The 26,348-nt window shown below is 72.3% G+C and carries 21 protein-coding genes; 14 read left to right on the forward strand and 7 right to left on the reverse strand.

The features are described from left to right. The 7 genes from ACZ6W9_RS11685 to ACZ6W9_RS11715 form a co-directional block, all read left to right on the forward strand. Positions 1–432 (forward strand): aldehyde dehydrogenase family protein (locus ACZ6W9_RS11685; RefSeq protein ID WP_470117582.1); only part of this gene is annotated, 432 nt, incomplete at its 5' end. A gap of 247 nt (positions 433–679) precedes the next feature. Beyond that, positions 680–2,020, forward strand: coding sequence for an extracellular solute-binding protein (locus ACZ6W9_RS11690; protein ID WP_470117584.1), 1,341 nt, complete (start codon positions 680–682; stop codon positions 2,018–2,020). 283 nt (positions 2,021–2,303) lie between these two features. Further along, the gene (locus ACZ6W9_RS11695; RefSeq protein ID WP_389956243.1) at positions 2,304–3,527 is read left to right on the forward strand and encodes a saccharopine dehydrogenase family protein; all 1,224 of its coding nucleotides are present in this window, start codon (positions 2,304–2,306) and stop codon (positions 3,525–3,527) included. 494 nt (positions 3,528–4,021) lie between these two features. Continuing rightward, positions 4,022–4,996, forward strand: coding sequence for an ABC transporter permease (locus ACZ6W9_RS11700; RefSeq protein WP_362942000.1), 975 nt, complete (start codon positions 4,022–4,024; stop codon positions 4,994–4,996). 1 nt (position 4,997) lies between these two features. Further along, a complete protein-coding gene (locus tag ACZ6W9_RS11705; RefSeq protein ID WP_389956239.1) occupies positions 4,998–5,837 on the forward strand; it encodes an ABC transporter permease in 840 nt (279 codons plus the stop codon). Further along, positions 5,834–7,894 (forward strand): ABC transporter ATP-binding protein, encoded by a 2,061-nt coding sequence (locus ACZ6W9_RS11710; RefSeq protein ID WP_389956236.1) that lies wholly within the window; start codon positions 5,834–5,836, stop codon positions 7,892–7,894. Before ACZ6W9_RS11705 ends, ACZ6W9_RS11710 begins: the two co-directional genes overlap by 4 nt. 22 nt (positions 7,895–7,916) lie before the next feature. Beyond that, positions 7,917–9,620: an ABC transporter family substrate-binding protein gene (locus ACZ6W9_RS11715; protein WP_389956233.1), complete on the forward strand. Its 1,704-nt coding sequence runs from the start codon at positions 7,917–7,919 to the stop codon at positions 9,618–9,620. Positions 9,621–9,783: 163 nt separating this feature from the next. Here ACZ6W9_RS11715 and ACZ6W9_RS11720 read toward each other — a convergent pair whose 3' ends face one another. Together ACZ6W9_RS11720 and gabT are read right to left on the reverse strand one after the other, a co-directional pair. Then, a complete protein-coding gene (locus ACZ6W9_RS11720) occupies positions 9,784–9,993 on the reverse strand; it encodes a hypothetical protein (RefSeq protein WP_362942012.1) in 210 nt (69 codons plus the stop codon). A gap of 214 nt (positions 9,994–10,207) precedes the next feature. After that, entirely contained in the window at positions 10,208–11,560 is a 1,353-nt protein-coding gene (gene gabT / locus ACZ6W9_RS11725; protein ID WP_362942015.1) for a 4-aminobutyrate--2-oxoglutarate transaminase, read from the reverse strand. 98 nt (positions 11,561–11,658) lie between these two features. On the opposite strand from gabT, the gene ACZ6W9_RS11730 reads away from it, so the two are divergent. Beyond that, positions 11,659–13,116 (forward strand): PucR family transcriptional regulator, encoded by a 1,458-nt coding sequence (locus tag ACZ6W9_RS11730; RefSeq protein ID WP_470117588.1) that lies wholly within the window; start codon positions 11,659–11,661, stop codon positions 13,114–13,116. 200 nt (positions 13,117–13,316) lie between these two features. On the opposite strand, the gene ACZ6W9_RS11735 is transcribed toward ACZ6W9_RS11730, so the two are convergent. After that, a complete protein-coding gene (locus ACZ6W9_RS11735; RefSeq protein ID WP_362942021.1) occupies positions 13,317–13,943 on the reverse strand; it encodes a TetR/AcrR family transcriptional regulator in 627 nt (208 codons plus the stop codon). Positions 13,944–14,160: 217 nt separating this feature from the next. Here ACZ6W9_RS11735 and ACZ6W9_RS11740 point away from each other — a divergent pair, with 217 nt between their 5' ends. Beyond that, entirely contained in the window at positions 14,161–15,591 is a 1,431-nt protein-coding gene (locus ACZ6W9_RS11740; protein WP_389956224.1) for an aldehyde dehydrogenase family protein, read from the forward strand. Between the two features lie 133 nt (positions 15,592–15,724). Here the strand turns inward: ACZ6W9_RS11740 and ACZ6W9_RS11745 are convergent, their stop codons facing one another. After that, a complete protein-coding gene (locus ACZ6W9_RS11745) occupies positions 15,725–16,963 on the reverse strand; it encodes a hypothetical protein (protein ID WP_389956222.1) in 1,239 nt (412 codons plus the stop codon). Between the two features lie 37 nt (positions 16,964–17,000). Continuing rightward, a complete protein-coding gene (locus ACZ6W9_RS11750) occupies positions 17,001–18,188 on the reverse strand; it encodes a trypsin-like serine peptidase (RefSeq protein ID WP_470117591.1) in 1,188 nt (395 codons plus the stop codon). 209 nt (positions 18,189–18,397) lie between these two features. On the opposite strand from ACZ6W9_RS11750, the gene dxr reads away from it, so the two are divergent. From dxr to ACZ6W9_RS11775, 5 genes are all read left to right on the forward strand, one after another. Next, on the forward strand, positions 18,398–19,570 hold the full coding sequence (gene dxr, locus ACZ6W9_RS11755; RefSeq protein WP_389956217.1) for a 1-deoxy-D-xylulose-5-phosphate reductoisomerase: 1,173 nt from the start codon (positions 18,398–18,400) through the stop codon (positions 19,568–19,570). A gap of 36 nt (positions 19,571–19,606) precedes the next feature. Continuing rightward, positions 19,607–20,776, forward strand: a complete 1,170-nt coding sequence (gene ispG / locus ACZ6W9_RS11760) for a flavodoxin-dependent (E)-4-hydroxy-3-methylbut-2-enyl-diphosphate synthase (RefSeq protein ID WP_389956215.1) — start codon at positions 19,607–19,609, stop codon at positions 20,774–20,776. A gap of 132 nt (positions 20,777–20,908) precedes the next feature. Beyond that, positions 20,909–22,168 carry an OmpA family protein gene (locus ACZ6W9_RS11765; RefSeq protein WP_470117594.1) on the forward strand — a complete coding sequence of 420 codons (1,260 nt, stop codon included), beginning with the start codon at positions 20,909–20,911 and terminating at the stop codon, positions 22,166–22,168. A gap of 290 nt (positions 22,169–22,458) precedes the next feature. Further along, the gene (locus ACZ6W9_RS11770; protein ID WP_470117596.1) at positions 22,459–24,141 is read left to right on the forward strand and encodes an alpha/beta hydrolase; all 1,683 of its coding nucleotides are present in this window, start codon (positions 22,459–22,461) and stop codon (positions 24,139–24,141) included. A gap of 56 nt (positions 24,142–24,197) precedes the next feature. Then, positions 24,198–25,040 (forward strand): GNAT family N-acetyltransferase, encoded by an 843-nt coding sequence (locus tag ACZ6W9_RS11775; RefSeq protein ID WP_362942173.1) that lies wholly within the window; start codon positions 24,198–24,200, stop codon positions 25,038–25,040. A 46-nt stretch (positions 25,041–25,086) separates the two neighbouring features. Here ACZ6W9_RS11775 and ACZ6W9_RS11780 read toward each other — a convergent pair whose 3' ends face one another. Then, entirely contained in the window at positions 25,087–25,464 is a 378-nt protein-coding gene (locus tag ACZ6W9_RS11780; RefSeq protein WP_470117598.1) for a DUF3037 domain-containing protein, read from the reverse strand. Continuing rightward, positions 25,461–26,282, reverse strand: coding sequence for a HipA family kinase (locus ACZ6W9_RS11785; protein WP_362942048.1), 822 nt, complete (start codon positions 26,280–26,282; stop codon positions 25,461–25,463). Before ACZ6W9_RS11785 ends, ACZ6W9_RS11780 begins: the two co-directional genes overlap by 4 nt. Between the last annotated feature and the right edge of the window lie 66 nt (positions 26,283–26,348).

Raw genomic sequence — 26,348 nt, forward strand, 5'->3', positions numbered from 1 at the left:
ACCGCCGCCGACACCCCGGGCTTCTGGCTCGGCCCCACCGTGCTGGACCACGTGCCGCCGGGCTCACGGGTGCACACCGAGGAGATCTTCGGCCCCGTCCTGGCGATCGTGCGGGTCTCCTCCTACGCCGAGGGCCTGAGGCTGATCAACGAGGGCGAGTACGGCAACGGCACGGCGATCTTCACCAACGACGGCGGCGCGGCCCGGCGCTTCCAGAACGAGGTGGAGGTCGGAATGGTCGGCATCAACGTGCCGATCCCGGTGCCGATGGCCTTCTACAGCTTCGGCGGCTGGAAGTCCTCACTGTTCGGTGACACCCACGTCCACGGCGCCGAGGGCGTCCACTTCTACACCCGGGGCAAGGTCGTCACCTCCCGCTGGCTCGACCCCAGCCACGGCGGCGTCAACCTCGGCTTCCCCACCAACTCCTGACACCCCGCCTCCTGACACCCCGCCTCCTGACACCACGCCTCCTGACACCCCGCCCCGCGGGTCGCCCCGCCCGCGGGCACGGCGGACGGGGAGACCGATGACCCGGGCTCGTGGTGGGCGGGACGGCCCGCCGGACGGGCTCAGCCTCGGGGCCCCGGCGGGGATCCGCGGCCGCGAGTCCCCGCCGGGCCGGACGCGGGCCGGGGTAGGCTCCGCACAGATGTCGACGCGTCGGTAAGGGGTCTTCGTGGGCAGGGACGGGCTGCGCCGTACACGCCGGGGCGCGCTGGCGGGTGGTCTGGCGCTGGCCGCGTGCGTGGCGGCGGGCACCGTGACCGCCGGCGGGACCGTGACCGGGTCGGCGGCCGCCGCCCGGGACCCCGCCGCCGCCCGGAACGCCGCGCCCGCGTCCACCGGCTCGCCGTCCCCGGCGCCCACCCCGGCGCCCACCGCGACGTCCGCCGCGACGTCCGCCGCGACGCCGGGATCCGGGGCCACCCCGGGGCCCGGGACGACCGGCGGCCCGGCCGGACGGAGCCCCTCGCCGAAGCCCTCGGCCTCGATCGGCAAGGGGGAGGGCATCCTGCGGGTGCTCACCTTCCAGGGCCACGTCGAGTACGGCGCGACGCTGACCGGAGCCGACTGGGTCTCGCCCTTCGAGGAGCGCACCGGCTGCCGGGTCGTCCGGCTGGACCGGGTGGGCTCGGCCGAGGAGATGGCGGCGAAGTTCCGGCCGGGGTCCTACGACGTCGTGTCGCCCTCACCCGAGCTGGCCGGGGAGCTGGTCGCGGAGGGGAAGGTCGCGCCGATCGACACCGGTCTCCTCTCCTCCTACAAGGACGTTCCGGAGCGGCTGCGCGAGCTGCCCTCGACGCGGCGGGGGGAGGAGGTCTTCGGCGTGCCGTACCTGTGGAGCGCCGACGAGGTCCTCTACCGGGGTGAGCGGCCCAAGGGCCCGCAGGACCTCTACGACGACGAGCGGGCGGCGATCAGGGACACCCCGATGAGCCTCGCCGGGGCCGCGCTCGCGCTGAAGGAGACGCGGCCGGACCTGGAGATCGACGACCCGTTCCAGCTCACGCCGGAGCAGCTCGACGCGGCCGTGGAGCTGGTCTCCCGGCACGACGGGCCCGGCCGGGTCTACTGGCGGGACTCCCTGGACGTGATCCGGGCGTTCGCGACGGACCGGGTACGGCTCGGCGGGGCCCTGCCGTACCACGCCGACCTCTTCGCGCGGGCGGGCCGTCCGGTGAAGGCGCTCGGCGGCGCGCCGATGACCGGGTGGGCCGACTCCTGGATGCTCTCCTCCGGCGCCGCCAGCCCGAACTGCGCGTACCGGTGGCTCGACTGGATCACCTCGCCGGCCGCGCAGCGCGCCGCCGCGGCCTGGACCGGCCTCGCCCCGGCGAACCCCGAGGCGTGCGGCGGCGAGACGCGGCGCGTCTGCGACGCCCACCATGTCGGGGACGCGGCGTGGCTGAAGCGCGTCTTCTTTGCCGTTCGCCCGTCGAAGGATTGCGGCGGCGCGGGCGGGGAATGCACTGACTACACCGACTGGGTGAAGCGGTGGAAGAACCTGGTGGAGTGACCGGCTTCTCCGTGACCCGCCGGTGACCCGCGCCTGACGAGCCGCGGGCGCGCCCGACCCCCCGCCGGGCGTGGCCCGTCAGGGGCGCTCCGGGTGTTTCCCCCGACCCCGGAGCGCCCGCCTCGTCCCCGGGTGCATCTGCCATGCGGGTCCCCATGTATGTCTGTCAGACGGTGGGATCACCGCGATTTCCGTAGCTCTGCTCGCGATCAGCGATGGATTCAGTGGTGAATTTGTGTCCTCGCTATTGGCTGGTCGACCAGTCAGTGAGTAGGATCGGGCCATGAGAATCCTCCTTGTGGGAGCGGGCGGCGTCGGGTCCGCCGTCGTTCCGATCGCCGCGCGCCGACATTTCTTCGAACACATCGTGGTTGCCGACTCCCAACAGGACCGGGCCGCCGCGGCGGTGGCCAAGGTCGCCGATCCACGGTTCAGCGCCATCGCGCTGGACGCCTCCGACCAGGCCGCGGTGGAGGCGGCCCTGGCCGAGCACCGCTGCGACGTGCTCTTCAACGCCGTGGATCCGCGTTTCACCATGCCCCTGTTCCGGGCGGCGCTGAACGCCGGCGCGCACTACCTGGACATGGCCATGTCGCTGTCGCGCCCCCACCCCCGGCGACCGTACGAGCTGCCCGGGGTGAAGCTGGGCGACGAGCAGTTCGCGATGGACGGCGCCTGGCGCGACCGGGGCCGGCTGGCCCTGGTCGGCATGGGGGTCGAGCCCGGCCTGGCCGACGTGTTCGCCCGTTACGCCGCCGACCACCTCTTCGAGAGCATCGACGAGATCGGGATCCGCGACGGGTCCAACCTGGTGGTGGACGGCTACGACTTCGCGCCGACCTTCTCGATCTGGACCACCATCGAGGAGTGCCTCAACCCGCCGGTCATCTGGGAGGACGGCGGCTGGCGCACCACCGAGCCGTTCAGCGAGCCGGAGGTGTTCGACTTCCCCGAGGGCATCGGCCCGGTGGAGTGCGTGAACGTCGAGCACGAGGAGGTGCTGCTCGTCCCGCGCTGGGTCGACGCCAGGCGCGTGACGTTCAAGTACGGCCTCGGCGAGGAGTTCATCGGGGTGCTGAAGACCCTGCACAAGCTCGGCCTGGACAACGCCGGCAAGATCCGTGTCGGCGGCGTCGAGACCTCGCCCCGCGACGTGGTCGCCGCCAGCCTGCCCGACCCGGCCACCCTCGGCGACCGGATGCGCGGCAAGACCTGCGCGGGCACCTGGGTCAAGGGCGTCGGCAAGGACGGCGGGCCGCGCGAGGTCTACCTGTACCACGTGGTCGACAACGAGTGGTCGATGCGGGAGTACGGTTGTCAGGCCGTCGTCTGGCAGACCGCCCTGCATCCGGTCGTCGCGCTGGAGCTGCTGGCCACCGGAGCCTGGACCGGCTCCGGGGTGCTGGGGCCGGAGGCGTTCGACGCGGTGCCGTTCCTGGATCTGCTGGGCGAGTACGGCTCCCCGTGGGGCGTGCGCGACCAGCTCGCGGCGCTCCAGCCCGCCTGAGCCGTCCGCGCGGCCACCGGCCGGGGCTCCCTCACGGGGGTCCCGGCCGGCCCTTTCGCGGGGGTCCCGCCGGGGCGTTCCGCGGGGTCCCGGCCGGCGGCCGTCCTCCGTACGGATTCCGCGGGTGGAGGCGGCTCTGCCGTACGGTTTCCGTGGGCCGAGGGGGTCTTCCGTACGGCTTCGCCCATCGAGGCGGTCCCGGCTCCGGGACCGCCTCCTCGGCGCGCCCGGAGCCGGGCGGCGCTCGAAGGCCGCGAGGACGGAGCTCTGACCTGCGAAGACGACGTTGTGTCACAGGATCTGGACATCTCGAATCCGGATCGTTACCCCCTACGGTCAGATGTAATCACTACCCCCAGGTATGGTTTCGCTCATCCCGCCTTAAAAGAGACATAGCGGGATCAACCATGCGCTAGTTGGGATCAGGTGACGTCCACCGAGCGGTGAACCGCCGCCGTCCCTCGCGCTCCCGGGCGACACATGAGGGGAGGCCGATGGGCGCCTACCTGCTGAAGCGGCTGGTCAGCAACGTCCTGCTGGTGGCGATCGCCGCGAGCATGGCGTACTTCCTCGCCGCGACCAGCCTCAACCCCAGGGCGAAGTACGAAGGCCGTCAACCGCCCGTGGCGGAGGCCGTCGTCGACTCGACGCTGGACGACTACAACCTCAATGACAAGAAGCCCGTCTTCGAGCGCTACGTGACCTGGGCCTCCGGCGTCGTCACCGGTGACCTGGGCAAGACCTGGCAGGGCAAGTCGGTCAACGAGGAGATGGGCCGCCGGATCGGCGTCAGCCTCCGGTTGCTGCTCATCGGCACGGTCCTCGGCTCGGGGATCGGTGTGGCCGTCGGGGCCTTCGCGGCGATCAGGCAGTACCGGGTCAGCGACCGGGTCATCGGCGTCGCGTCCTTCGTCATCATGGCGGTCCCGGTCTTCGTGATGGCGAAGATGCTCACCATCGGAGCGGTCGGGACGAACGAGCTGCTGGGCACCAAGCTGGAGTACACCGGCGAGTACACCCCGGGACTGAGCGGCTGGGACCAGACGATCAGCCGGCTCAACCACCTGATCCTGCCGACGATCTCCCTGTGTCTCGGGCAGATCGCCTTCTACAGCCGGATCCAGCGCAACATGATGCTGGACGTACTGGGCCAGGACTTCGTCCGCACCGCCCGCGCCAAGGGCCTCAGCCGCAAGGCGGCGCTGCTCAAGCACGCGCTGCGGACCGCGCTGGTGCCGGCCGCCACCTACTTCGCCTTCACCTTCGGCACGCTGCTGACCGGCGCGATCTTCACCGAGAAGATCTTCGGCTGGAACGGCATGGGCGCCTGGCTGGTGGACTCGATCCAGCAGAACGACACCAACGCGGTCGCCGCGGTGAACCTGTTCGCCGCCGTCTGCGTGCTCGTCGCGGGACTGCTGTCGGACTTCCTCGTGGCGGCCCTCGACCCCCGGGTGCGGGTGAGCTGAGATGCGATCCAAGGTCGTTTTCGCCCGCATGATGCGCAACCGGCAGACCCGCTACGGTCTGATCGCGTTGCTGCTGCTTCTCCTCCTGGCCTACGTCGGCCCGTTCTTCGGCCCGCACGACTGGATGGACAAGGACTTCACGGCGTTCATGGAGCCGCCCTCGGCCGAGCACTGGTGGGGCACCACCCAGATCGGCCAGGACGTCTACGCGGTGTCCCTGCACGGCATGCAGAAGTCGATCGTCATCGGCTTCCTCGTCGCGCTCATCTCCACCGGCCTCGCCGCCCTCGTCGGCGCCGCGGCCGGCTACTTCGGCGGCTGGCTGGACAAGGCCCTGATGTGGGGCGCCGACCTGCTGCTCGTGCTGCCCAGCTTCCTGATCATCGCGATCGTCTCGCCGCGCCTCAGGGGCGGCTCCTGGCTGTGGTTCGTGCTGCTGCTGGCCGTGTTCTCCTGGATGATCACCTCCCGGGTCGTGCGGAGCATGACGCTCTCCCTGCGGGAACGGGAGTACATCCTGGCCGCCCGCTACATGGGCATCCCCGGATGGAAGATCATCTTTCGGCACGTCGTGCCGAACCTCTCCTCCCTGCTGATCATCGACGCCACGCTGAACGTGAGTGCCGCGATCATCGGCGAGGCCGGGCTGTCGTTCTTCGGATTCGGCGTCCAGCCGCCCGACGTCTCGCTCGGCACCCTGATCGCGGCGGGAAGTGACAAGGTCCCGGGCTACTCCTGGCTCTTCCTCTTCCCCTCCGGTCTGCTCGTGCTGCTGGTGCTCAGCGTCAACCTCATCGGCGACGGCCTGCGCGACGCGCTCGACCCGGGGAGTAACACATGACGATTCTCGAGGTGAACGACCTCAACGTCACCTTCCGCGGCGGCATCAAGGCCGTCCGGGGCGTGAGCTATCGGCTCGGCCGGGGCGAGGTGCTCGGCATCGTCGGCGAGTCGGGCTCCGGGAAGTCGGTGACCTCGCTGGCCGTGATGGGCCTGCTGCCCGAGGGCGCCGAGATCAGCGGCTCGGTCAAGCTCCACGGTCAGGAGCTGATCGGCATGCCGGAGGAGGAGCTCACCAGGCTCCGCGGCAAGTCCATCGGCATGATCTTCCAGGACCCGCTGTCGGCCTTCACCCCCGTCTACACCATCGGCGACCAGATCGCCGAGGCGGTGCGGATCCACCAGAAGGTCGGCAAGGACAAGGCCGCCAGGCGGGCCGTCGAACTGCTGGACCTGGTCGGCATCCCGCACCCGGACGTCCGGGCCAAGGCGTTCCCGCACGAGTTCTCCGGCGGCATGCGCCAGCGCGCCATGATCGCCATGGCCATCGCCAACGACCCCGACGTGCTGATCTGCGACGAGCCGACCACCGCGCTCGACGTCACCATCCAGGCCCAGGTACTGGAGGTGCTCAAGACCGCGCAGCGGGAGACCGGCGCGGGCATCGTGATGATCACCCATGACCTGGGGGTCGTCGCCGGCCTGGCCGACCGGGTGCTGGTCATGTACGCCGGCCGGCCGGTCGAGCTGGGCGGCGTGGAGGAGATCTACTACCGCCCGCGCATGCCGTACACGATGGGGCTGCTCGCCTCGATCCCGCGGATGGACCGCCCGTCGGCCAGGCTGATCCCGATCGAGGGCAACCCGCCCTCGCCGGCCGCGCTGCCGCCGGGCTGCCCGTTCGCGCCGCGCTGCCCGATGAAGGTGGACGCCTGCGACGACGGCGAGCCCGAGCTGGAGCCGGTGGGCCCCGGCACCCGCCGGGCGGCCTGCATCCGCGCGCACGAGATCGAGCTGAAGAACCTCGACGGCGCCACGATCTACCCGGTTCCCGAGCCCCCCGTCGAGACGGAGGCGCCCCGGCCGCGCGCCGAGCGGGAGACCGTGCTCAAGGTCGAGGACATGATCCGGCACTACCCGCTCATGAAGGGCGCGGTGTTCAAGCGCCGGGTCGGCACCGTGCACGCGGTGGACGGCATCGGTTTCGACATCGCCGAGGGCGAGACGCTGGCCCTGGTCGGCGAGTCGGGCTGCGGCAAGACCACCACCCTGCAGCAGATCATGCAGCTGGAGGCGCCCCAGGGCGGCACGGTCGTCGTTCTGGGCAAGGACAGCGCCACGCTGGGCCGGAGCGAGCGCCTCGCGCTCCGCAGGGACCTGCAGATCGTCTTCCAGGACCCGATGGCCGCGCTCGACCCCAGGATGCCGGTCGGCGACATCCTCGCCGAGCCGCTGCGCGCGCACGGCCGCAAGGACGTCAGGGCGAGGGTCGCCGAGCTGCTCACCCTGGTCGGCCTGGAGCCGTCCCACGCCGAGCGCTACCCGCAGCACTTCTCCGGCGGCCAGCGCCAGCGCATCGGCATCGCCCGCGCCCTGGCGCTGGAGCCGAAGCTGATCGTGCTGGACGAGCCGGTGTCGGCGCTGGACGTGTCCATCCAGGCGGGTGTCATCAACCTGCTGGAGGAGCTGAAGGTCAGGCTCGGCCTGTCCTACCTCTTCGTCGCCCACGACCTGTCGGTGGTCCGGCACATCGCCGACCGGGTGGCCGTGATGTACCTCGGCAAGATCGCCGAGATCGGCACGGTCGAGGAGGTCTACGCCAGGCCCGCCCACCCCTACACGCGGGCGCTGCTGTCGGCCATCCCGCTGCCCGACCCGAACCTGGAGCGCTCACGCGAGCGGATCCTGCTGGAGGGCGACCTGCCCAGCCCGGCATCGCCGCCGTCGGCCTGCCGGTTCCGTACCCGCTGCCCCAAGCGCGCCCGGCTGAGCGCCGAGGACGCGCGCCGGTGCGACACCGAAGAACCCCTTGTCACCCGGCTCGCGCCCGCCGCCGATCACGGCGCCGCCTGCCACTACCCCGAGGTGACCGAGGTCCCCGAGACCGCGGTCTCCTGACGAATCCCCGATGGAGGAACACGTGAAGGTTGGTTACAAGGCCGCCGCCGGAGCCGCGCTCCTGGCCATGGCCCTCACCGCCTGCGGCGGCGGCAGCGGCGACAAGCCGAAGGCCGAGTCGAGCCAGGCCGCCCAGCAGCAGGCTTCCCAGCTGCCCGGCAGCACGATCAACCCGGTCGCCTACGAGCAGGTCGCCGACGGCGGCGTGGTGAAGCTCGGCCTCAGCCAGTGGCAGGAGCAGTGGAACTACAACCAGGTGAACGGCACCAACGCCAGCACCAAGGACGTGATCGAGCCGCTGATGCCGATCATCGGCATCGCCGATGACAAGGCCGAGGTCGTCAACAACCCGGACTACGTCACCGAGTGGAACATGGACCTCAGCAGTGGCAAGGAGGTCGTCACCTACAAGCTCAACGAGAAGGCGGTCTGGTCGGACGGCACGCCGATCACCTACAAGGACTTCGTCGCCCAGTGGAAGGCGCTGAACGGCGAGAACAAGAAGTACCAGGTCTCCTCGACCGAGGGCTACGAGCGCATCGAGTCGGTGGAGAAGGGCGCCTCCGACTACGAGGTGATCGTCACCTTCGCCAAGAACTACCCCGACTGGAAGGGCCTGTTCGGGCCGCTCTACCCGGCCTCCACGAACGACACGCCCGAGCACTTCAACAAGGGCTGGATCGACAAGCTCCCGGTCACCGCCGGCCCGTTCAAGGTCGAGTCCATGGACCAGACCGCCAAGACCGCCACCCTCGTCCGTGACGACAAGTGGTGGGGCCAGAAGGCCAAGCTCGACAAGGTCATCTTCCGGGCCATCGACCAGACCGCCATGATCGGCGCCTTCGCCAACGGCGAGATCGACGCGGTGGAGATCCCGGCGAACGCCGCGGACCTCAAGCGGGCCAAGGAGGTGCCGAACGTCGACATCCGCAAGGCGGCGGCCCCGAACTGGCGCCACTTCACCTTCAACGGCTCCTCGGAGATGCTGAAGGACAAGTCGGTCCGCCAGGCCGTCGTGCTCGGCATCAACCGCGAGGCCATCGCCCAGTCCGACCTCAAGGACATGGACTGGCCGATCCAGCTCCTCAACAACCACGTCTACATGAACACCCAGAAGGGTTATGTGGACAACTCCGGGGACCTCGGCAAGTACAACCCGGAGAAGGCCAAGCAGCTGCTGGACGCCGCCGGCTGGAAGCAGGAGGGCGAGTACCGCAAGAAGGACGGCAAGGAACTCAACCTCCGCTTCATCGTCCCGGCCGACCTGCCGCTGTCCAAGCAGGAGGGCGAGCTCACCCAGGCGATGCTGAAGGAGGTCGGCGTCAAGGTCACCGTCGAGCCGGTGCCGGGCGACAAGTTCTTCGACGACTTCATCATCCCCGGCAACTTCGACCTCACGCCGTTCTCGTGGCTGGGCACGCCGTTCCCGCTCGGCGGCCTGGCGCAGATCTACAAGACGCCGACCGGCCCGGAGAACTTCGGCAGCAACTTCCCGCGCATCGGCACCCCCGAGCTCGACAAGATCATCGAGCAGGTGGGCGGTGAGATGGACCCGGCCAAGGCCATCGAGCTGGGCAACCAGGCCGACAAGCTGATCTGGGACGAGGTGCACACCCTCCCGATCTACCAGCGTCCCGACATCCACGCCGCCAAGAAGACCCTGGCGAACTACGGTTCCTTCGGCTACGCCGACAAGGACTGGACGAAGATCGGTTTCACCAAGTAGGCGCCCCCGCCCGGTGACACCGGCGCGGGACCGCGTCTTCCGTGCCCTTCCCCGCTCCGGCGGGGGAGGGCACGGCCCTTTTCCCGGCCCTTCCCGGCGCTACGGCGAGCCCCTTCTCCGCCGGGAGATGCGGGGGGTCCAGAAGCCGGAAGACGCCGGGGGTTTAGAAGAAGGCCGCGCGGCGTGGCAGCGGGTAGACGTTCTCCCGCGGGTCCTGCAGCAGCGCGTCGGCGCACTCCGGGCAGGCGAACAGGGCCGCCTCGTCGGGCAGCCGCCCGATCCTGATGCGCGGGCGCGGCCACTTCTTGTGGCAGACCACGCAGGCGTCGCCCTCCCGCTGGGTGCGGGTCAGGCCCTCGGGATCGAAGGTCATGGCGTCCTGCCCCCCTCTGGTCGGCCGCCGGCTCATCGCGCCTCCGGTCGTGATCTGCGATCTCGTATCGCAACCGTTATAACGCCGCGATCTCCCGTGATCGTCGTGCTGAGAGCCAAGGAGCGGTTAAATCACGTCCCGTGTGCATGCCATATGGCAGCAAAAGGGGCACCCGCCATCAAGCCGGGTGCCCCTTTTATGAGGATGTAAACGGTCAGACCTCGCTGATGGCCTTCTCCAGGATGGTCAGGCCCTCCTCCAGCAGGTGGTCGGGCATGACCAGCGGCGGCAGGAACCGCAGCACGTTGCCGTAGGTGCCGGCGGTCAGCACCAGCAGGCCCTCGGCGTGGCACCGCCTGGCGATCTCGCCCGCCGCGGTGGGGTGCGGGTCCTTGGTGCCGGGGACGACCAGCTCGATGGCGATCATGGCGCCGCGGCCGCGCACGTCGCCGATCACCGGGTGACGCTCGGCGAGGGCGCGCAGCCGGGGCAGCATGACCTCGCCGATGTGACGGGCCCTGCCGACCAGGTCGTCGGCCTCGATGGTCTCGATCACGCCCAGCGCGGCCTCGCAGGCCAGCGGGTTGCCGCCGTAGGTGCCGCCCAGTCCGCCCGGGTGGACCTTGTCGAGCAGCTCGGCGCGGCCGGTGACGGCCGACAACGGCAGGCCGCCCGCGATGCCCTTGGCGGTCACGATGATGTCCGGGACGACGCCCTCGTCCTCGCAGGCGAACAGGTTCCCGGTCCGGGCGAAGCCGGTCTGGACCTCGTCGGCGATGAAGACGATGCCGTTCTCACGGCAGAACTCCGCGATCCTCGGCAGGAATCCCCTGGCCGGTTCGATGAAGCCGCCCTCGCCGGCGATCGGCTCGATCACCACGGCCGCCACGTTCTGCGCGCCGACCTGCTTGGAGATCTGGTCGATGGCCTGGGCCGCGGCCTCCTCGGCGCAGTTCTCGGGCCCCGTCGGCCAGCGGTAGGGATAGGCCAGCGGCACCCGGTAGACCTCGGGGGCGAACGGCCCGAAACCGTGCTTGTACGGCATGCTCTTGGCGGTCAGCGTCATGGTGAGCAGTGTCCGGCCGTGGTAGCCGTGGTCGAACACCACGACCGCGTCGCGCCCGGTGGCGCTGCGGGCGACCTTGACCGCGTTCTCCACGGCCTCGGCGCCGCTGTTGAGGAGGAAGGTCCGCTTCTCGTGGTCGCCGGGGGTCAGCGCGTTGAGCTTCTCGCAGACCTCCACGTACGACTCGTACGGCGTGACCATGAAGCAGGTGTGGGTGAAGTCGGCGACCTGCCGGGTGACCCGCTCGACCACGCGCGGGGCCGCGTTGCCCACGCCGGTCACCGCGATGCCGGAGCCGAAGTCGATGAGGGAGTTGCCGTCCGCGTCCACGACGACACCGCCACCGGCGTGCGTCACGAAGACCGGCAGGGTGGTGCCGATGCCCTGGGGGACGGAGGCCTGCTTGCGGGCGAACATCTCGCGCGACTTGGGGCCCGGGATCTCGGTGACGACCCGGCGCTCCTGGGGAAGCGAGGGGCCGCCCTGGGTGACGGTGCTCATAGTGCGAAGGTATGTCGCGTCCGCCGGTGCGCTGATGATGCACTATGGCAAAATTGCGAAGAGCGTGCTGGACGTAACGTACAAACCGGAGGTGGACCGTGGCGCCGACGCTCCGCACCGTCGTGCGGCGCCTGCCGCTCCGGCTCGGCGTCCTGGCCGGGCACGACGGCCTCGACCGGCCGGTGAGCTGGGTCGCGGTCAGCGAGCTGGAGGACCCGACGCCCTTCCTGGAGGGCGGCGAACTGGTGCTGACCACCGGCATGCGCCTGGACGCCGGCAACGCCGCGCCGTACGTCGCCCGGCTGGTCGGCAAGGGCGTCACCGGTCTGGGGCTCGGCGTCGGCCTGGGGCACGAGACGGTCCCCGCCGAGCTGGTGGCCGCGGCGGCGCGGGCCGGGCTGCCGCTCGTCGAGGTGCCCCGCGACACGCCCTTCGTCGCGATCAGCAAGCTGGTCAGCGACCTGATCGCGGCCGAGCAGTACGACGAGATCAGCCGCGCCTTCGCCGCCCAGGGACGCCTCACCCGCGCCGCGCTGCGCCCCGAGGGGCCGCGCGCGGTCATCGACCGCCTGGCCCGCGAGCTCGGCGGCTGGGCCGTCCTGCTCGACGAGTCCGGAGCCGTACGGCACGCCACCGGCCGGGGCGCCTCCCGGGTCGCCGCCCTCCGCCCCGAGCTGGAACGCCTCCGCAGACCCCCCGGGAGCGGCGCGCCCGCGAGCCTGTCGCTGTCCACGCCGGGGGAGCACGTCGTCGTGCAGCCGCTCGGCGCCCGCCGGGTCAGGGGTTTCTTCGCCGTCGGCCTGGAACGGCCGTTCACCCCGGTCGCGCACACCGTGGTCAACGCCGCCGGCTCACTGCTGACCCTCGCCGTCGAGCACGGCCGGGAGCACCTGGCCGCCGAGCGGCGGGTCCGCTCGGCGGTGCTCGGGCTGCTGCTCGCCGGACAGGTGCGGGCCGGGGTCGAGGCGCTGGAACGGCTGGGCGACGGGCTGCCGGACGGGCCGCTGACCGTGCTCTGCGCGGCCGGCGACGCCGAGGCGGTGCTGGAGGCCGCCGGGGGTGAGTTCGCCGCGCCCCTCGACGACCGGGTGGTCGTCGTCGTGGCCGAGGACCGCGCGGAGGAGACGGCCGCGGCGCTGGCCGGTCAGGGTTCCGTCGGGATCGGCGCCCCGGTCGGTCTCGACGACCTGCGCACCGGGCTCGACCAGGCCGACCGGGCGCTCGCCGGGGCCCGCCGAGGCCAGGCGGGGGTCATGCGCTTCGCCGACCTCGCCGGGCAGGGCCTGCTCGCCCTGCTCGACCCGGAGGCGGGTGCGGCGTTCGCCGCGGCGCTGCTCGCCCCCCTGCGCGAGTACGGCTCGCGCGCCGACCTGCTGGAGTCGCTGCGCGCCTACCTCGCCTGCAACGGCCACTGGGACGCGGCGGCGCAGCGGCTCGGTGTGCACCGGCACACCCTGCGCTACCGCATGCGCCGGGTCGCCGAGCTCCTCGGCCGCGACCTCGACGACCCGGCGGCCCGCGCCGAGCTGTGGGTCGCGCTCACCGTCGCGGGCTGACCGCCGCGAGTCCGGCGGCCGGGAGGCCGGGGCCGGCCGCGGCGCGGCCAAGGGCGCGGCCAAGGGCGGGGACGAAGGCGGGGACGAAGGTGGGGACGGAGGCGGGGACGGAGCGGTCGCGGCGCGCCGGGCCCGGCGGTCCGGGGCGGATCGAGCGGCGTGGACGGTCCGGACGACCGGGAGGCCGGGAGGCCGGACGGTCAGGAGCGGTCGGCGAGGTAGCGGGAGATGGTGGCGTAGGTGACGGTCTGGTAGGTGCGGTCGTCGCGCAGGTGCCCGGCGCGTTCCAGACCGATCGCGCCCTGGGCCGCCGCCCACAGCGCGTCGGCGATCTTCCTGGGCTGGGTCGGGATGAGATAGCCCGCCGAGATGCAGTCGGCGATCACCCGGTCGAGGACGTTCAGCGCCGCCCTGGCGAGGGTCCTGGCCCGCTCGCTCGGCGAGAAGCCGGGGATGGCCCGCTCGAACATCAGCGCGTAGTACCCGGGCTCGGCGAGCGCGGCCTCCCGGTAGGCGGGACCGAGCGCGGTCAGGTGCTCCAGCGCGTTGCGGTGCGGCGGCACCGCCTCCAGCCGCCGCCGGAACCGCTCGAAGCCCTCCAGGTAAAGAGCCTCGGCCAGTCCCTCCTTGCTGCCGAACATGGTGTAGATGACGGTCGTCGAGCATCCGGCCTCGGCCGCGATGCGGCGCATCGACAGGCTCTCCGGGCCGACGGTGATCAGAAGCTGACTGGCCACGTCGAGCAGCCTGCCGCGCAGTTCGTCCTGGCCGGCGCGCTCGCCGACCAGATAGGCGCCCTGAAGGCCGCGTGGCGCCGTAGAGGTCATGCGACCATGCCTTTCCGCTCTCGGGTGGTGGCGATCTGTGACGTGATCGGGGCCGCGCTCCATGAAACAGGTGCCATCTCAGAAATATCCATAATTGGCCCTGTTTTCGTTACAGGCTGAGAGCGAGATATTTTTATGCGTAACGGCGCGGCGGCGCAAGGGTCTTGTGCATCGTGGAGCAACACCGCCCCGAGGGCCGTGACATAGCGTCTGAGCCATGGACGTGCGCCCCTTCTGGCTCGCCGGCCGCCCCGCCACGGGGGACGCCGAGCTCACCGTGACCAACTCCCATGACGGCCGCGTCGTCGGCGTCTGCTCCGTGCCGACCCCCGAGCAGGTCGAGGAGGCCGTCGCCGCGGCCGACGCCGTACGCAGGCAGGCCGCCGCGCTGCCCCTCCACGTGCGGGCCGCGGCCCTCGCCCACGTCGCGCGCCGCCTGACCGAGCGGACCGAGGAGATCGCCCGGCTCATCATGGAGGAGAACGGCAAGCCCATCTTCTGGGCCCGCGGCGAGGTCGGTCGCGCCGTCTCCACCTTCCGGTTCGCCGCCGAGGAGGCCCGCCGCCTCAACGGCGAGACCGTGCGCCTGGACACCGAGGCCGCCTCCGAGGGGCGCCTCGCCTACGTCTCCCGCGTCCCGCACGGTCCGGTCCTGGCGATCACCCCGTTCAACTTCCCGCTGAACCTGGTCGCCCACAAGGTCGCCCCGGCCATCGCGGTCGGCGCCCCGATCATCGTCAAGCCCGCCCCGGCGACACCGCTGTCGTCCCTGGTGCTGGGGGAGATCCTGGCCGAGACCGACCTGCCCGCCGGCATGTTCTCGGTCCTGCCCGTCCCGAACGACCGCGCCTCCGCCCTCGTCGAGGACCCGCGCCTGCCGGTCGTCTCCTTCACCGGATCCGGGCCGGTCGGCTACGCCATCATGGACCGGGTGCCGCGCAAGCACGTCACGCTGGAGCTGGGCGGCAACGCCGCGGCCGTCGTGCTCGCCGACGCCGACCTCGACTGGGCCGCCTCCCGGACGGCGCTGTTCTCCAACTACCAGGCAGGGCAGAGCTGCATCTCGGTCCAGCGGGTCATCGTCGAGGAGCAGGTGAGCGAGGCGTTCCTCGCCAAGCTGGTCCCGGCCGTGGAGGCCCTGGTCACCGGTGACCCCGCCGACGAGAAGACCCAGGTGGGGCCGCTCGTCTCCGTCGAGGCCGCCGAGCGCGTCGAGAGCTGGGTCAAGGAGGCCGTCGCGGCCGGCGCCCGGCTGCTGACCGGCGGCACCCGCGACGGCGCCACCGTCGCCCCCACCGTCCTCGCCGACGTGCCGGGCGACACCAGGCTCGGCTGCGAGGAGGTCTTCGGCCCGGTCATGACCGTCCAGACCGTCTCCGGCGTCGACGAGGCGTTCGCCGCGGTCAACGACTCCAGGTACGGCCTGCAGGCCGGGGTGTTCACCCGCGACCTCGGCATCGCCTTCCGGGCCAACCGGGAGCTGGAGGTCGGCGGCGTGATCATCGGCGACGTCCCGTCCTACCGCGCCGACCAGATGCCCTACGGCGGCGTCAAGGACTCCGGCGTCGGCCGCGAGGGCGTCCGCTCGGCCATGGAGGACCTCACCTACGAGAAGGTCATGGTCCTCACCGGCCTGTCCTCTCTCTGACCGCCCGGCGGGGCCGCCGGGCCGGGCCCGGCTTCCCCCTCCGCGTCGTCTCCGCGTGGCCCGCGACCCTCATCGGGCCGCGGGCCACGCACGCTCCGGCCGCCGTCTCCCGGGGCCGCCGGAGCCGTCTCCGTCAGGACCGCTCGGCGACGGTGTGCAGGTCCCTGACGGTGCTCCCGAAGTAGGGGCCGTACATCGTGCCGCGGTCGTCGCTGTACTTGAAGCTGCTCACCGAGGTGATCGTGCCGCGGCCGGTGGCGGAGTCGAAACCTGTGAGCCAGGGGCCGCCGCTGGAGCCGGCGGTCATGTCGCAGCGCATGCCCTGGTCGGTGGTCTGCTCGTGCGGGTCGTCGCGCACGGGCCCGGCGCAGTAGACCAGGTGCTCACCGTCGTAGGGGGCGTCGGCGGGGAAGCCGAAACCGTGGGCCGGGCGGCCCCGGGGGGCGCCGAAGGCGATCTCCTGCGCCCCGGCGACGTCGCCGAGGTGCCTGCCGTCCCTGGTGTTCAGCGCCACCATGCCCACGTCGTAGCTGTCGTCGGCGCCGCGCGCCCAGGGGCCCGCGACGAACATGCGGCGGGCGGTGAACTGCCCGTACGGCTGCCGCCCCCGGTCGTAGCCCGGCACGAAGACCCAGTTGTCCGCCCAGGCGCCGGTGCCGTCCTTGACGCAGTGCCCCGCGGTCACCACCAGGTCGCGGTTGGCGCTCCGGACGGAGCTGGCCGAGCACACGTAGTCGACCCCGCCGATGGTGAGGAAGACCCGCCCGGTGGTCTGGGCGACCGAGCCGCCGGTGACCCAGCGGGCCCCGGTGACCGGGGCGGCCCGCCGGGTCCCGGCCGCGGGAGCGGCCAGGCGCTCGCCCGAGACGGCCGGGCGGTCGTTCCCTGCGGAGGCGGGACCGGGAAGGTCCTTCACCCCGAAGGCCCCCGTACGGCCACCGCCGGCGACGGCACGGCGGCCGTCCAGCAGCCCGGTCACCTCCCCGGGCATGCCGATCGGGACGGCCGCCGCCATCCGCCGGGGGGTCCAGTAGCCGAGCACCCGCCGGTGGCCGTACGCGTCGTCCGCGGCCGCGTGTTCCGCCACGTCGGCGACACCGGCCGCGATCGGGGCCACCGGGGTGACCGGGGCCGCCGGACCGGCCGTACCGGACGGGCCCGCCTTACCGGGCGCACCGGGCGCACCGGGTGTGCCGGGTGTGCCGGGTGTGCCGGGTGTCACCGCGCCGGCCGGGCGGGTCCGCTGGGCGACGGCCGGCGCCGTCCGGCCGGGTCCGGGGGGCGCCGTGTCGGTCGCGGGACGGGCCGCGGGGCCGCCGACGAGCCCGGCGACGAGCGCGGCACCCGCAAGCAGGGGGAGGCTTGAGGTCATGAGGACTGATTTTGCACTACGTGGTGTGTCGTTGTGACTACTTTCGGTCAATGGGCGTGGTCGCCTCCTGGGCGGCCTCGTAGACGTCGCGGGCCTCGGCGCCGAAGTACGGGCCGAACATCCAGCCGCCGGCGAAGCCGTACTTGAAGCTGTTGACGGAGTTCACCGTGCCCAGCCCGGTGTTCTCGTCGAAGCCGGCGAACCAGGGCCCGCCGCTCGACCCGCCGTTCATCGTGCAGTTCAGGCCGAGGTCGCGGGACATCATGAAGTCGTCGAACGTCTGGCCGGCGCAGTAGGTCAGACTGGAGCCGTCGTAGGGGGCGGCGGCGGGGTAGCCGAAGGCGTGCATCCGCTGCCTGCGGGGCTGGTTGAAGGAGACGCCCTGCCCGCCGACGACGTCGGTCAGCGACCTGCCCTCCAGCGGGGCCACCACGGCGGCGGCCACGTCGTAGTTGACGTCCTCGCCGTTGTTCCACTGCGGGGTGGTGTACAGGGCCGTCGCCACCCAGGTGCCGTACGGGCGCTCGCCGTTCGCGTAGCCGGGGACGAACACCCAGTTGGTGTGGAAGGCGCCGCCCATCCGCACGCAGTGCCCGGCGGTGATCACCGTGCTCCTGTTGCCGCCGGTGACGGCGGTGGCCGAGCAGGAGGCGTTGCGGCCCTGGTAGGTGAAGAACACCCGGCCGGCGGTCTTCGCCACCGTCCCGCCGCGGGTCCACGCCGCCCCGCTGGAGGTGCGCGCCGCCGACGCGGCGGGTGTCACGGTCCCGCCGCCCGGACGGGTCGCCGGGACCTCGACCGGGTCGGCCGCGGCCTGCTCGGCGGTCGCGGCCGCGGTGAGCCGGACACCCTCCTTCCTGGGCGCGGGCACGTCGAGCGGCTTGGCGGATTCCATCTTCGCCCCGGTCCAGTAGCGGCTGACGGCGCGCTGCTCGCTCCGGGTTTCCGCGGCCTCCTTCCCGACCGGCTCCGGGGCCGCCTTAACCGCGGCGGCGCGCGCGGCGGGTCGTGAGGCGCTCCGCGCCGCGCCGGCGCCGTGCGGGCCCGCCGCCGAGGGGCCGTGCGCGACCGCTGACAGGTCATGCGCGCTCGCCGCCGACGAGCCGTGCGCGACCGCCGCGCCGGGTGCGGCGGCCGCCGACGCGCCGTGGGCGAACGCCGCTGGCAGCAGGGCGCTGCCCGCGGCGAGCGTGAGGGTGGGGACCAGGCGTGCCGTACGGCGCATTTCTCTACCTCCGAAAACCTGAATCGATGGGTCGGGAAGCTAGTGCGCCGCATGTCTATATTTCTCAAGATTTACAGGTATTGCTATATCTAAATTCGGACTTAAATTGCGCTTTTTATCGCCCGTCTCCCGCGTTCTGCGAAACCCGCTCCCGACGCGGGGCGCGACCGGTGGGCGGGAGCCGCGAGAATGGGGCCATGGACCCAGACATGACACGCTCCGTCGTCCTGCTCGGCTCGACCGGCTCCATCGGGACCCAGTCCCTCGACGTCATCGCCCGCAACCCGGGCGGGTTCCGGGTCGCCGCGCTCGCCGCCGGAGGCTCCCGTGTCGACCTGCTGGCCCGCCAGGCGGCCGAGTTCCGGCCCGAGGCGGTGGCCGTCGCCGACCCCGCGGCCGTCCCCGCGCTGCGCGAGGCCCTGTCCGCGCTCGGCGTGACCGCGAAGGTCCTCGCCGGGCCCGAGGGCGTCGCCGAGGCCGCGGCCTGGCCCTCCGACGTGGTGCTCAACGGCATCACCGGCGCGCTGGGGCTGACCTCGACGCTGGCGGCGCTGGAGGCGGGCCGTACGCTGGCGCTCGCCAACAAGGAGTCCCTGATCGTCGGCGGCCCGCTGGTCAAGCGCCTGGCCGGGCCGGGGCAGCTGATCCCGGTCGACTCCGAGCACAGCGCGCTCGCCCAGTGCCTGTGGGCGGCGAGCCCCACCGGCCCCGACGCCTCGGCCGTGCGGCGGCTGATCGTCACCGCGAGCGGCGGCCCCTTCCGCGGCAGGCCGCGCGCCGAGCTCACCGGGGTCACCCCCGAGCAGGCGCTGGCCCACCCGACCTGGTCGATGGGGCCGGTCGTCACGGTGAACTCCGCCACACTGGTCAACAAGGGCCTGGAGGTCATCGAGGCGCACCTGCTGTTCGACATCGGCTTCGACCGCATCACGGTCGTGATCCACCCGCAGTCGATGATCCACTCCATGGTGGAGTTCACCGATGGTTCGGTCGTCGCCCAGGCCAGCCCGCCCGACATGCGCCTGCCGATCTCTCTGGCCCTGGGCTGGCCCGGCCGGGTCCCCGGCGCCGCCTCCCCGGTCGACTGGACCCGCGCCCACACCTGGACCTTCGAGCCGCTCGACGACGAGGCGTTCCCCGCCGTCGCGCTGGCCCGGCACGTCGGCGAGGCCGGGGGCACCGCCCCGGCCGTCTACAACGCCGCGAACGAGGTCTGCGTGGAGGCGTTCCTGGCCGGTCGGCTGCCGTTCCCCGGCATCGTCGACACCGTCGCCGCGGTGGTCGCCGAGCACGCCGTCACCGAGGCCGATTCGGTCGAGGAGGTGCTCGCCGCCGACACCTGGGCGCGGGTTCGTGCCCGGGAGCTCACCGCGGCTGCCTAGACTGTCAACGCCGTCGACTTTTTCAAGGGCTGAAAAATGACTTCTGTTGCTCTCGGTATGCCGTCCGTACGGACCCGGCCGATCGCCGAGCGTCGCAAATCCCGTCAGATCATGGTCGGTTCCGTGCCGGTCGGCGGGGACGCGCCGGTCTCGGTGCAGTCGATGACCACCACGGTCACCGCCGACATCAACGCCACGCTGCAGCAGATCGCCGAGCTGACCGCCTCGGGCTGCCAGATCGTCCGCGTCGCCGTGCCGTCCCAGGACGACGCCGAGGCGCTGCCGATCATCGCGAAGAAGTCGCAGATCCCGGTGATCGCCGACATCCACTTCCAGCCGAAGTACGTCTTCGCCGCGATCGAGGCCGGCTGCGCCGCGGTCCGGGTCAACCCCGGGAACATCAAGAAGTTCGACGACAAGGTCGGCGAGATCGCCCGCGCCGCGTCCGACCACGGCGTGCCGATCCGGATCGGCGTCAACGCCGGCTCGCTCGACCGCCGCCTGCTGGAGAAGTACGGCAAGGCCACCCCCGAGGCGCTGGTGGAGTCGGCGCTGTGGGAGTGCTCGCTGTTCGAGGAACACGGCTTCCGCGACATCAAGATCTCGGTCAAGCACAACGACCCGGTCGTGATGGTCCAGGCGTACCGCCTGCTCGCCGCCCGCTGCGACTACCCCCTGCACCTCGGCGTCACCGAGGCGGGCCCGGCGTTCCAGGGCACGGTCAAGTCCGCCGTCGCGTTCGGCGCGCTGCTGGCCGAGGGCATCGGCGACACCATCCGGGTGTCGCTGTCGGCCCCGCCGGTCGAGGAGATCAAGGTCGGCGCCGCGATCCTGGAGTCCCTGGGCCTGCGCGAGCGCGGCCTGGAGATCGTCTCCTGCCCGTCCTGCGGCCGCGCCCAGGTCGACGTCTACACCCTGGCCGAGCAGGTGCAGGCCGGGCTCGCCGGGCTGAAGGTCCCGCTGCGCGTCGCGGTGATGGGCTGCGTCGTCAACGGCCCCGGGGAGGCCCGCGAGGCCGACCTCGGCGTCGCCTCCGGCAACGGCAAGGGCCAGATCTTCGTCAAGGGCGAGGTCATCAAGACCGTCCCCGAGTCGCAGATCGTCGAGACCCTCATCGAGGAGGCCCTGCGCCTGGCCGAGGAGATGGGCGTCGAGGTCGACCTCGACGACGAGGACGGCTCCGGCGCCCAGGTCGTCGTCGGCTGACCCACGCGCTTCGTGGATCCTCACCACCGTGAGGATCCACACGCCCGGGTCCCGTGCCACGGATCCCCGCCGCTCGGCCTCGATGAACGCGCTATACGGATCCTGAAGGTGGATCTCCTATCGTCGAGGGTCATGTGGAGAATCCCCGGGAGATCCATCACGACGAGAATCAGGTTTCTGACACCGCTGCTCGCCGTGGTGACGGCCGCGTGCGGTGCCACGACGATCGGCGGGGGCGGGGAGGAGCGCCAGACGCCGGCCCACGCGAGCTCGCAAAGCGCCACCGCGACCACCGCGACCACCGCGACCACCGCGACCACCGCGACCACCGCGACCACCACGGCCACCGAGGCGTCCGGCGGCCCGGCCTCGCCGACGCCGACGCCGGTGCCGACCGGGTCCGAGCCGGCGGACTGCCCGAACGGGAAGCTCATCCCGGCGGTGGACATCCCGGCCGTGCACGCCGACCCGGTGGTCATCCCGGAGGCGAAGATCGGCGGCACCACCGTTCCCGCCGTCACCATCCCCGGCGTCGACATCCCCGCACAGCGCGTTCCCGCCCAGTGCACCGAGATCGCCCCGGCTCCCGGAGGGTGCCTCGGCGCGGCGTCGATCCCGCCGGTGTCGATTCCCGCCGTGGAGATCCCGCCGGTCGAGATACCCGGCGTCGACGCGGGCGGGATCAAGCTCGATCCGGTTCGGGCCGACGGAAAGCGGGCCGAGGCGCAGCACGCCGAGGGCGTGTCGACACCCGAGGTGTGCCAGGTCGAACCGAAGGAGGGCGGGATCGTGTCATTCGTGATCCGGCCGTTCATCATCCGCCCGTTCGTGATCCGGCCGTTCGTCATCCGCCCGTTCATCATCCGGCCGAACGCCTGCAACGACCGGAACGAGTGCGTCCCGGCCGTCGAGGTGCCGGCGGTGGAGGTGCCCGCGGTCGAGGTGCCCGCGGTGGAGATCCCGGCCGCCGAGCTGAAGTCGTACGAGGTCGGCAAGAGCGAGATCCTGAAGGGAGACGACTCGATCGCCTTCACTCTCAGGGCCGACGTGCTGTTCGACTTCGACGAGGCGGTCATCAAGCCCGCGGCCGCCTCCGAGCTCAGGCGCATCGCCCGGGAGATCGGGGAGAAGGCGGAAGCGGGCGCGCCGATCGCCGTCGACGGGCACACCGACGCCAAGGGCGACGACTCCTACAACCGGTCGCTGTCCGAACGGCGGGCCCAGGCGGTCGTCGAGTGGCTGGCGAGCGAGGGGGGCCTGGCGCGATCACGGTTGAAGGCGCGGGGATACGGCGAGGCCAAACCGGTCGAGCCGAACACCAGGTCCGACGGCTCGGACGATCCGGCGGGACGCGCCAGGAACCGCCGGGTGGTCGTCTCCACCGTCACCTGAGGTCAGGGGGGAAGGGAATCCACCCGCCCTCGACGAGGGTCCGCCGCTCCACGCGTCCGCTGCTCACCGGAGACGGATCCCGGACGGTTCGCGCGGGGCCGTCCGGCGTGATGCGGCGGACCTCCCGGGCCGGCCGTCGGACCTCCCGGTCCGGGCGCGCCGCCGTCGGTCCCGCGTCCCTCGCGGAGGTAATCGGCCGGGCGTGCGCCGGTAAAGAACCGGCCGTGTCGCCGGTGGCCCCGTCCCGCCCCGGGAGACCATCACCTCTGCCGTAGGAGTAGGGGGATGATGTGAAAAGGGTCATCGGGGTCATCGGGGGCGTATCGCTGCTGGTCGCCGCGCTCGGGGCGCCCCAGGGGGCGGTGGCGCAGCGGCGGGACGAGCCGGCCTGGAAACCCTGCGGCGGGCAGCACGGCACCGGGATCTTCGGGCCGCCGGCCGTCCCCGGCCGGGCGGCGAACACCGAGGAGTGCGCCTCGGTGCGGGTGCCGCTCGACTACGGCGACCCGTCCCGGACGATCAGCCTGGCCCTGACCCGGATCCGCGGGACGGCCGCACCCGGCCGCGACCACCTGGGGGTGCTGCTGGTCAACCCGGGCGGGCCCGGCGCCTCGGGCCGCGACCTTGCCCGGCGGGTCGCCGCCCAACTCCCTCCCGGCCTGTCCGGCCGGTTCGACGTGGTGGGCTTCGACCCGCGGGGCGTCGGCAGGAGCCGGCCCGTGCTGCGCTGCATGAGCCCCGGGAAGCTCTACGACGCCCCCCGTCCCGACTACGTGCCGCGCGACCGCCGGGAGGAGTCGGTGCTGGCGGACCGCGCCCGCCGGTACGCCGAGGCGTGCGGGAGCCGGTGGAACTGGCTGCTGCCGTACATGACCACCGAGAACTCCGCCCGGGACATGGACGCGATCCGGGAGGCGCTCGGCGAGCGGCGGATCAACTATCTCGGCTACTCCTACGGCACCTATCTCGGCGCGGTCTACGCCACCCTCTTCCCCGACCGGGTCGGGCGGATGGTCCTGGACAGCGTGGTGGACCCCAAGGGGATCTGGTACGAGTCCAACCTCGCGCAGAACGTCACCTTCGACCGGCGGCACCAGGACTTCCTGCGGTGGACGGCCCGCCACAACGACCTCTACCGGCTCGGCCCGACCCAGAAGGCCGTCTCCTTCGCCTGGTACGCCATGCGCGACCGGCTGCGCGACCACCCGGCGGGCGGGAGGCTCGGCCCGAGCGAACTCGACGACCTCTACACCGTCGCGGGCTACTCCGACCTGGTCTGGCCCCAGTTCGCCAAGGCGTTCTCCGCCTACGTCCGCAAGGGCGACGCCGGGCCGCTGCTCGCCGCCTACCGCCGCAACGTCGAGACCGACGCCGCGGCCGAGAACAGCTACGCGGTCTACCTCGCGGTGCAGTGCCGCGACGCCGCCTGGCCGCGTGACTGGGGCGTCTGGCGGCGGGACATGACGCGGATGCACAGCCGGGCGCCCTTCCTCACCTGGTCCAACGCCTGGTACAACGCCCCCTGCGCGTTCTGGCCGCAGCGGGGCGGCACGCCGGTCGGGCTGCGGGACGACCCGAGGCTCCCGCCGATCCTGCTCATCCAGGCCGAGCGGGACGCCGCCACGCCGTACGACGGGGCGCTGCGGCTGCGCCGGCTGTTCACCGCCTCCCGGCTGGTGAGCGCGACGAGCGGCAACCACGGCGTCGCCCTCGACGGGAACGCGTGCGTGGACCGCCGCCTGTTCGCCTACCTGAGGGACGGTGTCCTGCCCGTGTCCGCGCCGCCGGCCGCGTCCGATGACGCCCGCCGTGCCGGAGCCGCCAGGACCGGAACGGCCGGGAACGGGACGGGATCCGCATACGGCGCGGCACGTCGTCCCGGAATCGCCGCCGACGTCCGCTGCGCCGGAAACCCCGAGCCCGTGCCCGCGGAGGAGCGCCCGGTGGCCCGCGCGATCGCCATGGGGGGATGACGGCCTCTGAGTTGGTTCCTGCCAAAATCGAGGGGGTCGCGTAGGCTGAGGCCGTGATGCTCCGCACGATGGCGTCGCGCGTGCTCGACGACAACGACCGTGACGAGGTTCTGGCGCTGCTCGACGCCGACCCTGTGGCCAACGTCTTCGTGGCCTCCCGGGTCCGTGCCGTCGGGCTCAGCCCGGCCAGGCTCGGCGGGCAGATGTGGGGCTTCGGACCGCGCGGCGGCCTGACCGCCCTCTGTTACGCCGGCGCCAACCTGGTGCCGGTCAACGCCGGCCACGAGGCCGTGCACGCCTTCGCCGACCGTGCCCGCAGGCAGGGCCGCCGCTGCTCGTCGATCGTCGGCCCCGTGGAGGCCGTGGGACCGCTGTGGGAGCGGCTGGAGCCCCACTGGGGCCCGGCTCGGGCCGTCCGCTGGGCGCAGCCGGTGATGGCGGCCGTCCGGCCGTCGCCGGTGCCACCCGACCCGCTGGTCAGGCGGGTCCGGCCCGACGAGTTCGAGATCCTCCTGCCGGCCTGCGTGGCGATGTTCACCGAGGAGGTGGGCGTCTCCCCGGAGGCCGGGGACGGCGGCGCGTTATACCGCTCCAGGGTCGCCGAACTGATCCGCATCGGCCGGTCCTACGCGCGGATCGAGGACGGCCGGGTCGTCTTCAAGGCCGAGATCGGCGCGGTGACGCCGCTGGCCTGCCAGGTGCAGGGCGTGTGGGTCCACCCCGAGCTGCGGGGCAGGGGGCACGCGGCGGCCGGGATGGCCGCCGTGATCCAGCACGCGCTCGGCTGCTTCGCGCCGGTGGTCTCGCTGTACGTCAACGACTACAACGCCCCCGCCAGGGCCGCCTACCGCAAGGCCGGGTTCGAGGAGGTCGGCACCTTCATGTCGGTGCTGTTCTGAGGTGCCGTTCTGAGCGGAGGGCCGTTGACCGGTGCGCCGCGCCGGGTCAGACGCCGCGCACCAGGCAGGTCATCAGGCGCTCCAGCTCCGCGTCGGGGTCGGCGGTGAGGCCGGCGTGGACCGGGCCGGTCTGCACGATCGTGCTGCGCGGGGCGGTCAGCCAGCGGAACCTGCCGCCCAGCGGCTCGGCGGCCAGCGGGCCCTCCTCGGCGGTGCAGGACCGCTGGTAGACGCCCAGGGCCTGCCGTACCCCCTCGGTGTCGGCCCGGGGATCCAGGGCGCGCAGCCGCGCCTCGTCCAGCTCCACCCGCGCGCACAGGTAGCCGCGTGGCTGGCAGTAGAGCAGCACCCCGGCGTTGATCAGCTCGCCGCGCTCGACGCGGGGGATGACCCGGATCACGGCGTACTCGTAGACGTCCCTCACCGGTTGTCCTTCCAGAACGCGCCCACCGAGCCGGTCTTCGTCTCCTGCCGCGGGGCCCGCCCCGGCGTGGCGGGCGGCTCCGGCACCCACGTCCGCGGCTCCTGGACACGGGCCAGCAGGTGGTCGACGTACGCCTGCCGTACGGCCTGCGCGCCGTCGAAGCCCGGCTCGTCCTCCAGCCACTCGTCGGGGACCTCGTCCACCACCGCGTCGAGGAGGTCCCGGGTGATCATCGGAGCGAGTTCGGCGTCGGCCCGCGCCGTCTCGGTGGCGAAGGGGGCCAGCACGTGGTCGTCGGCGCGGAAGCCGCGCCGGGGGTCGGCGGTGGGCCAGTTGTGGTGGAACCACAGGGCCGCGCCGTGGTCGATCAGCCAGACGTCGCCGTGCCACAGCAGGAGGTTGGGGTTGCGCCAGCTCCGGTCGACGTTGTGGATCAGCGCGTCGAACCAGATGAGCCGGGAGGCGAACTCCGGGTCGGGCGGCCAGGTGAGGGGCTCGAAGCCCAGCGCCCCCGGCAGGAAGTCGACCGCGAGGTTGGCGCCCTCGCTGGCCTTGAGCAGGTCCTGGATCTCCTCGTCGGGCTCGCGGGCGCCGAGCTGGGGGTCGATGTCGATCACCTTCAGCTCGGGGGTGCGGAAACCGAGCCGCCTGGCCAGCTCGGCGCAGACGACCTCGGCGACGAGCACCCGGCGGCCCTGCCCGGCGCCCCGGAACTTCACGACGTAGGTGCCGAGGTCGTCGGCCTCGACCACCCCGGGCAGCGACCCGCCCTCCCGCAGGGGCGTCACGTAGCGGGTCGCCGTGATCTGTTCCAGCACCTCGCCAGGCTACCGGGTCGCCCGGGGGCGAGCGGGGCCGGTTTCGGGGGGATCGGGGGGAAAGGC

The organism is Streptosporangium sp. NPDC053982, from assembly GCF_055585205.1.

Coding starts and splice junctions, on each gene's coding strand:
- ispG (WP_389956215.1), top strand. CDS start 19,607: ATGACTTCTGTTGCTCTCGGTATGCCGTCCGTACGGACCCGGCCGATC.
- ACZ6W9_RS11695 (WP_389956243.1), top strand. CDS start 2,304: ATGAGAATCCTCCTTGTGGGAGCGGGCGGCGTCGGGTCCGCCGTCGTT.
- gabT (WP_362942015.1), bottom strand. CDS start 11,560: ATGAGCACCGTCACCCAGGGCGGCCCCTCGCTTCCCCAGGAGCGCCGG.
- ACZ6W9_RS11735 (WP_362942021.1), bottom strand. CDS start 13,943: ATGACCTCTACGGCGCCACGCGGCCTTCAGGGCGCCTATCTGGTCGGC.
- ACZ6W9_RS11710 (WP_389956236.1), top strand. CDS start 5,834: ATGACGATTCTCGAGGTGAACGACCTCAACGTCACCTTCCGCGGCGGC.
- ACZ6W9_RS11775 (WP_362942173.1), top strand. CDS start 24,198: ATGCTCCGCACGATGGCGTCGCGCGTGCTCGACGACAACGACCGTGAC.
- dxr (WP_389956217.1), top strand. CDS start 18,398: ATGACACGCTCCGTCGTCCTGCTCGGCTCGACCGGCTCCATCGGGACC.
- ACZ6W9_RS11705 (WP_389956239.1), top strand. CDS start 4,998: ATGCGATCCAAGGTCGTTTTCGCCCGCATGATGCGCAACCGGCAGACC.
- ACZ6W9_RS11765 (WP_470117594.1), top strand. CDS start 20,909: ATGTGGAGAATCCCCGGGAGATCCATCACGACGAGAATCAGGTTTCTG.
- ACZ6W9_RS11720 (WP_362942012.1), bottom strand. CDS start 9,993: ATGACCTTCGATCCCGAGGGCCTGACCCGCACCCAGCGGGAGGGCGAC.
- ACZ6W9_RS11700 (WP_362942000.1), top strand. CDS start 4,022: ATGGGCGCCTACCTGCTGAAGCGGCTGGTCAGCAACGTCCTGCTGGTG.
- ACZ6W9_RS11750 (WP_470117591.1), bottom strand. CDS start 18,188: ATGCGCCGTACGGCACGCCTGGTCCCCACCCTCACGCTCGCCGCGGGC.
- ACZ6W9_RS11740 (WP_389956224.1), top strand. CDS start 14,161: ATGGACGTGCGCCCCTTCTGGCTCGCCGGCCGCCCCGCCACGGGGGAC.
- ACZ6W9_RS11745 (WP_389956222.1), bottom strand. CDS start 16,963: ATGACCTCAAGCCTCCCCCTGCTTGCGGGTGCCGCGCTCGTCGCCGGG.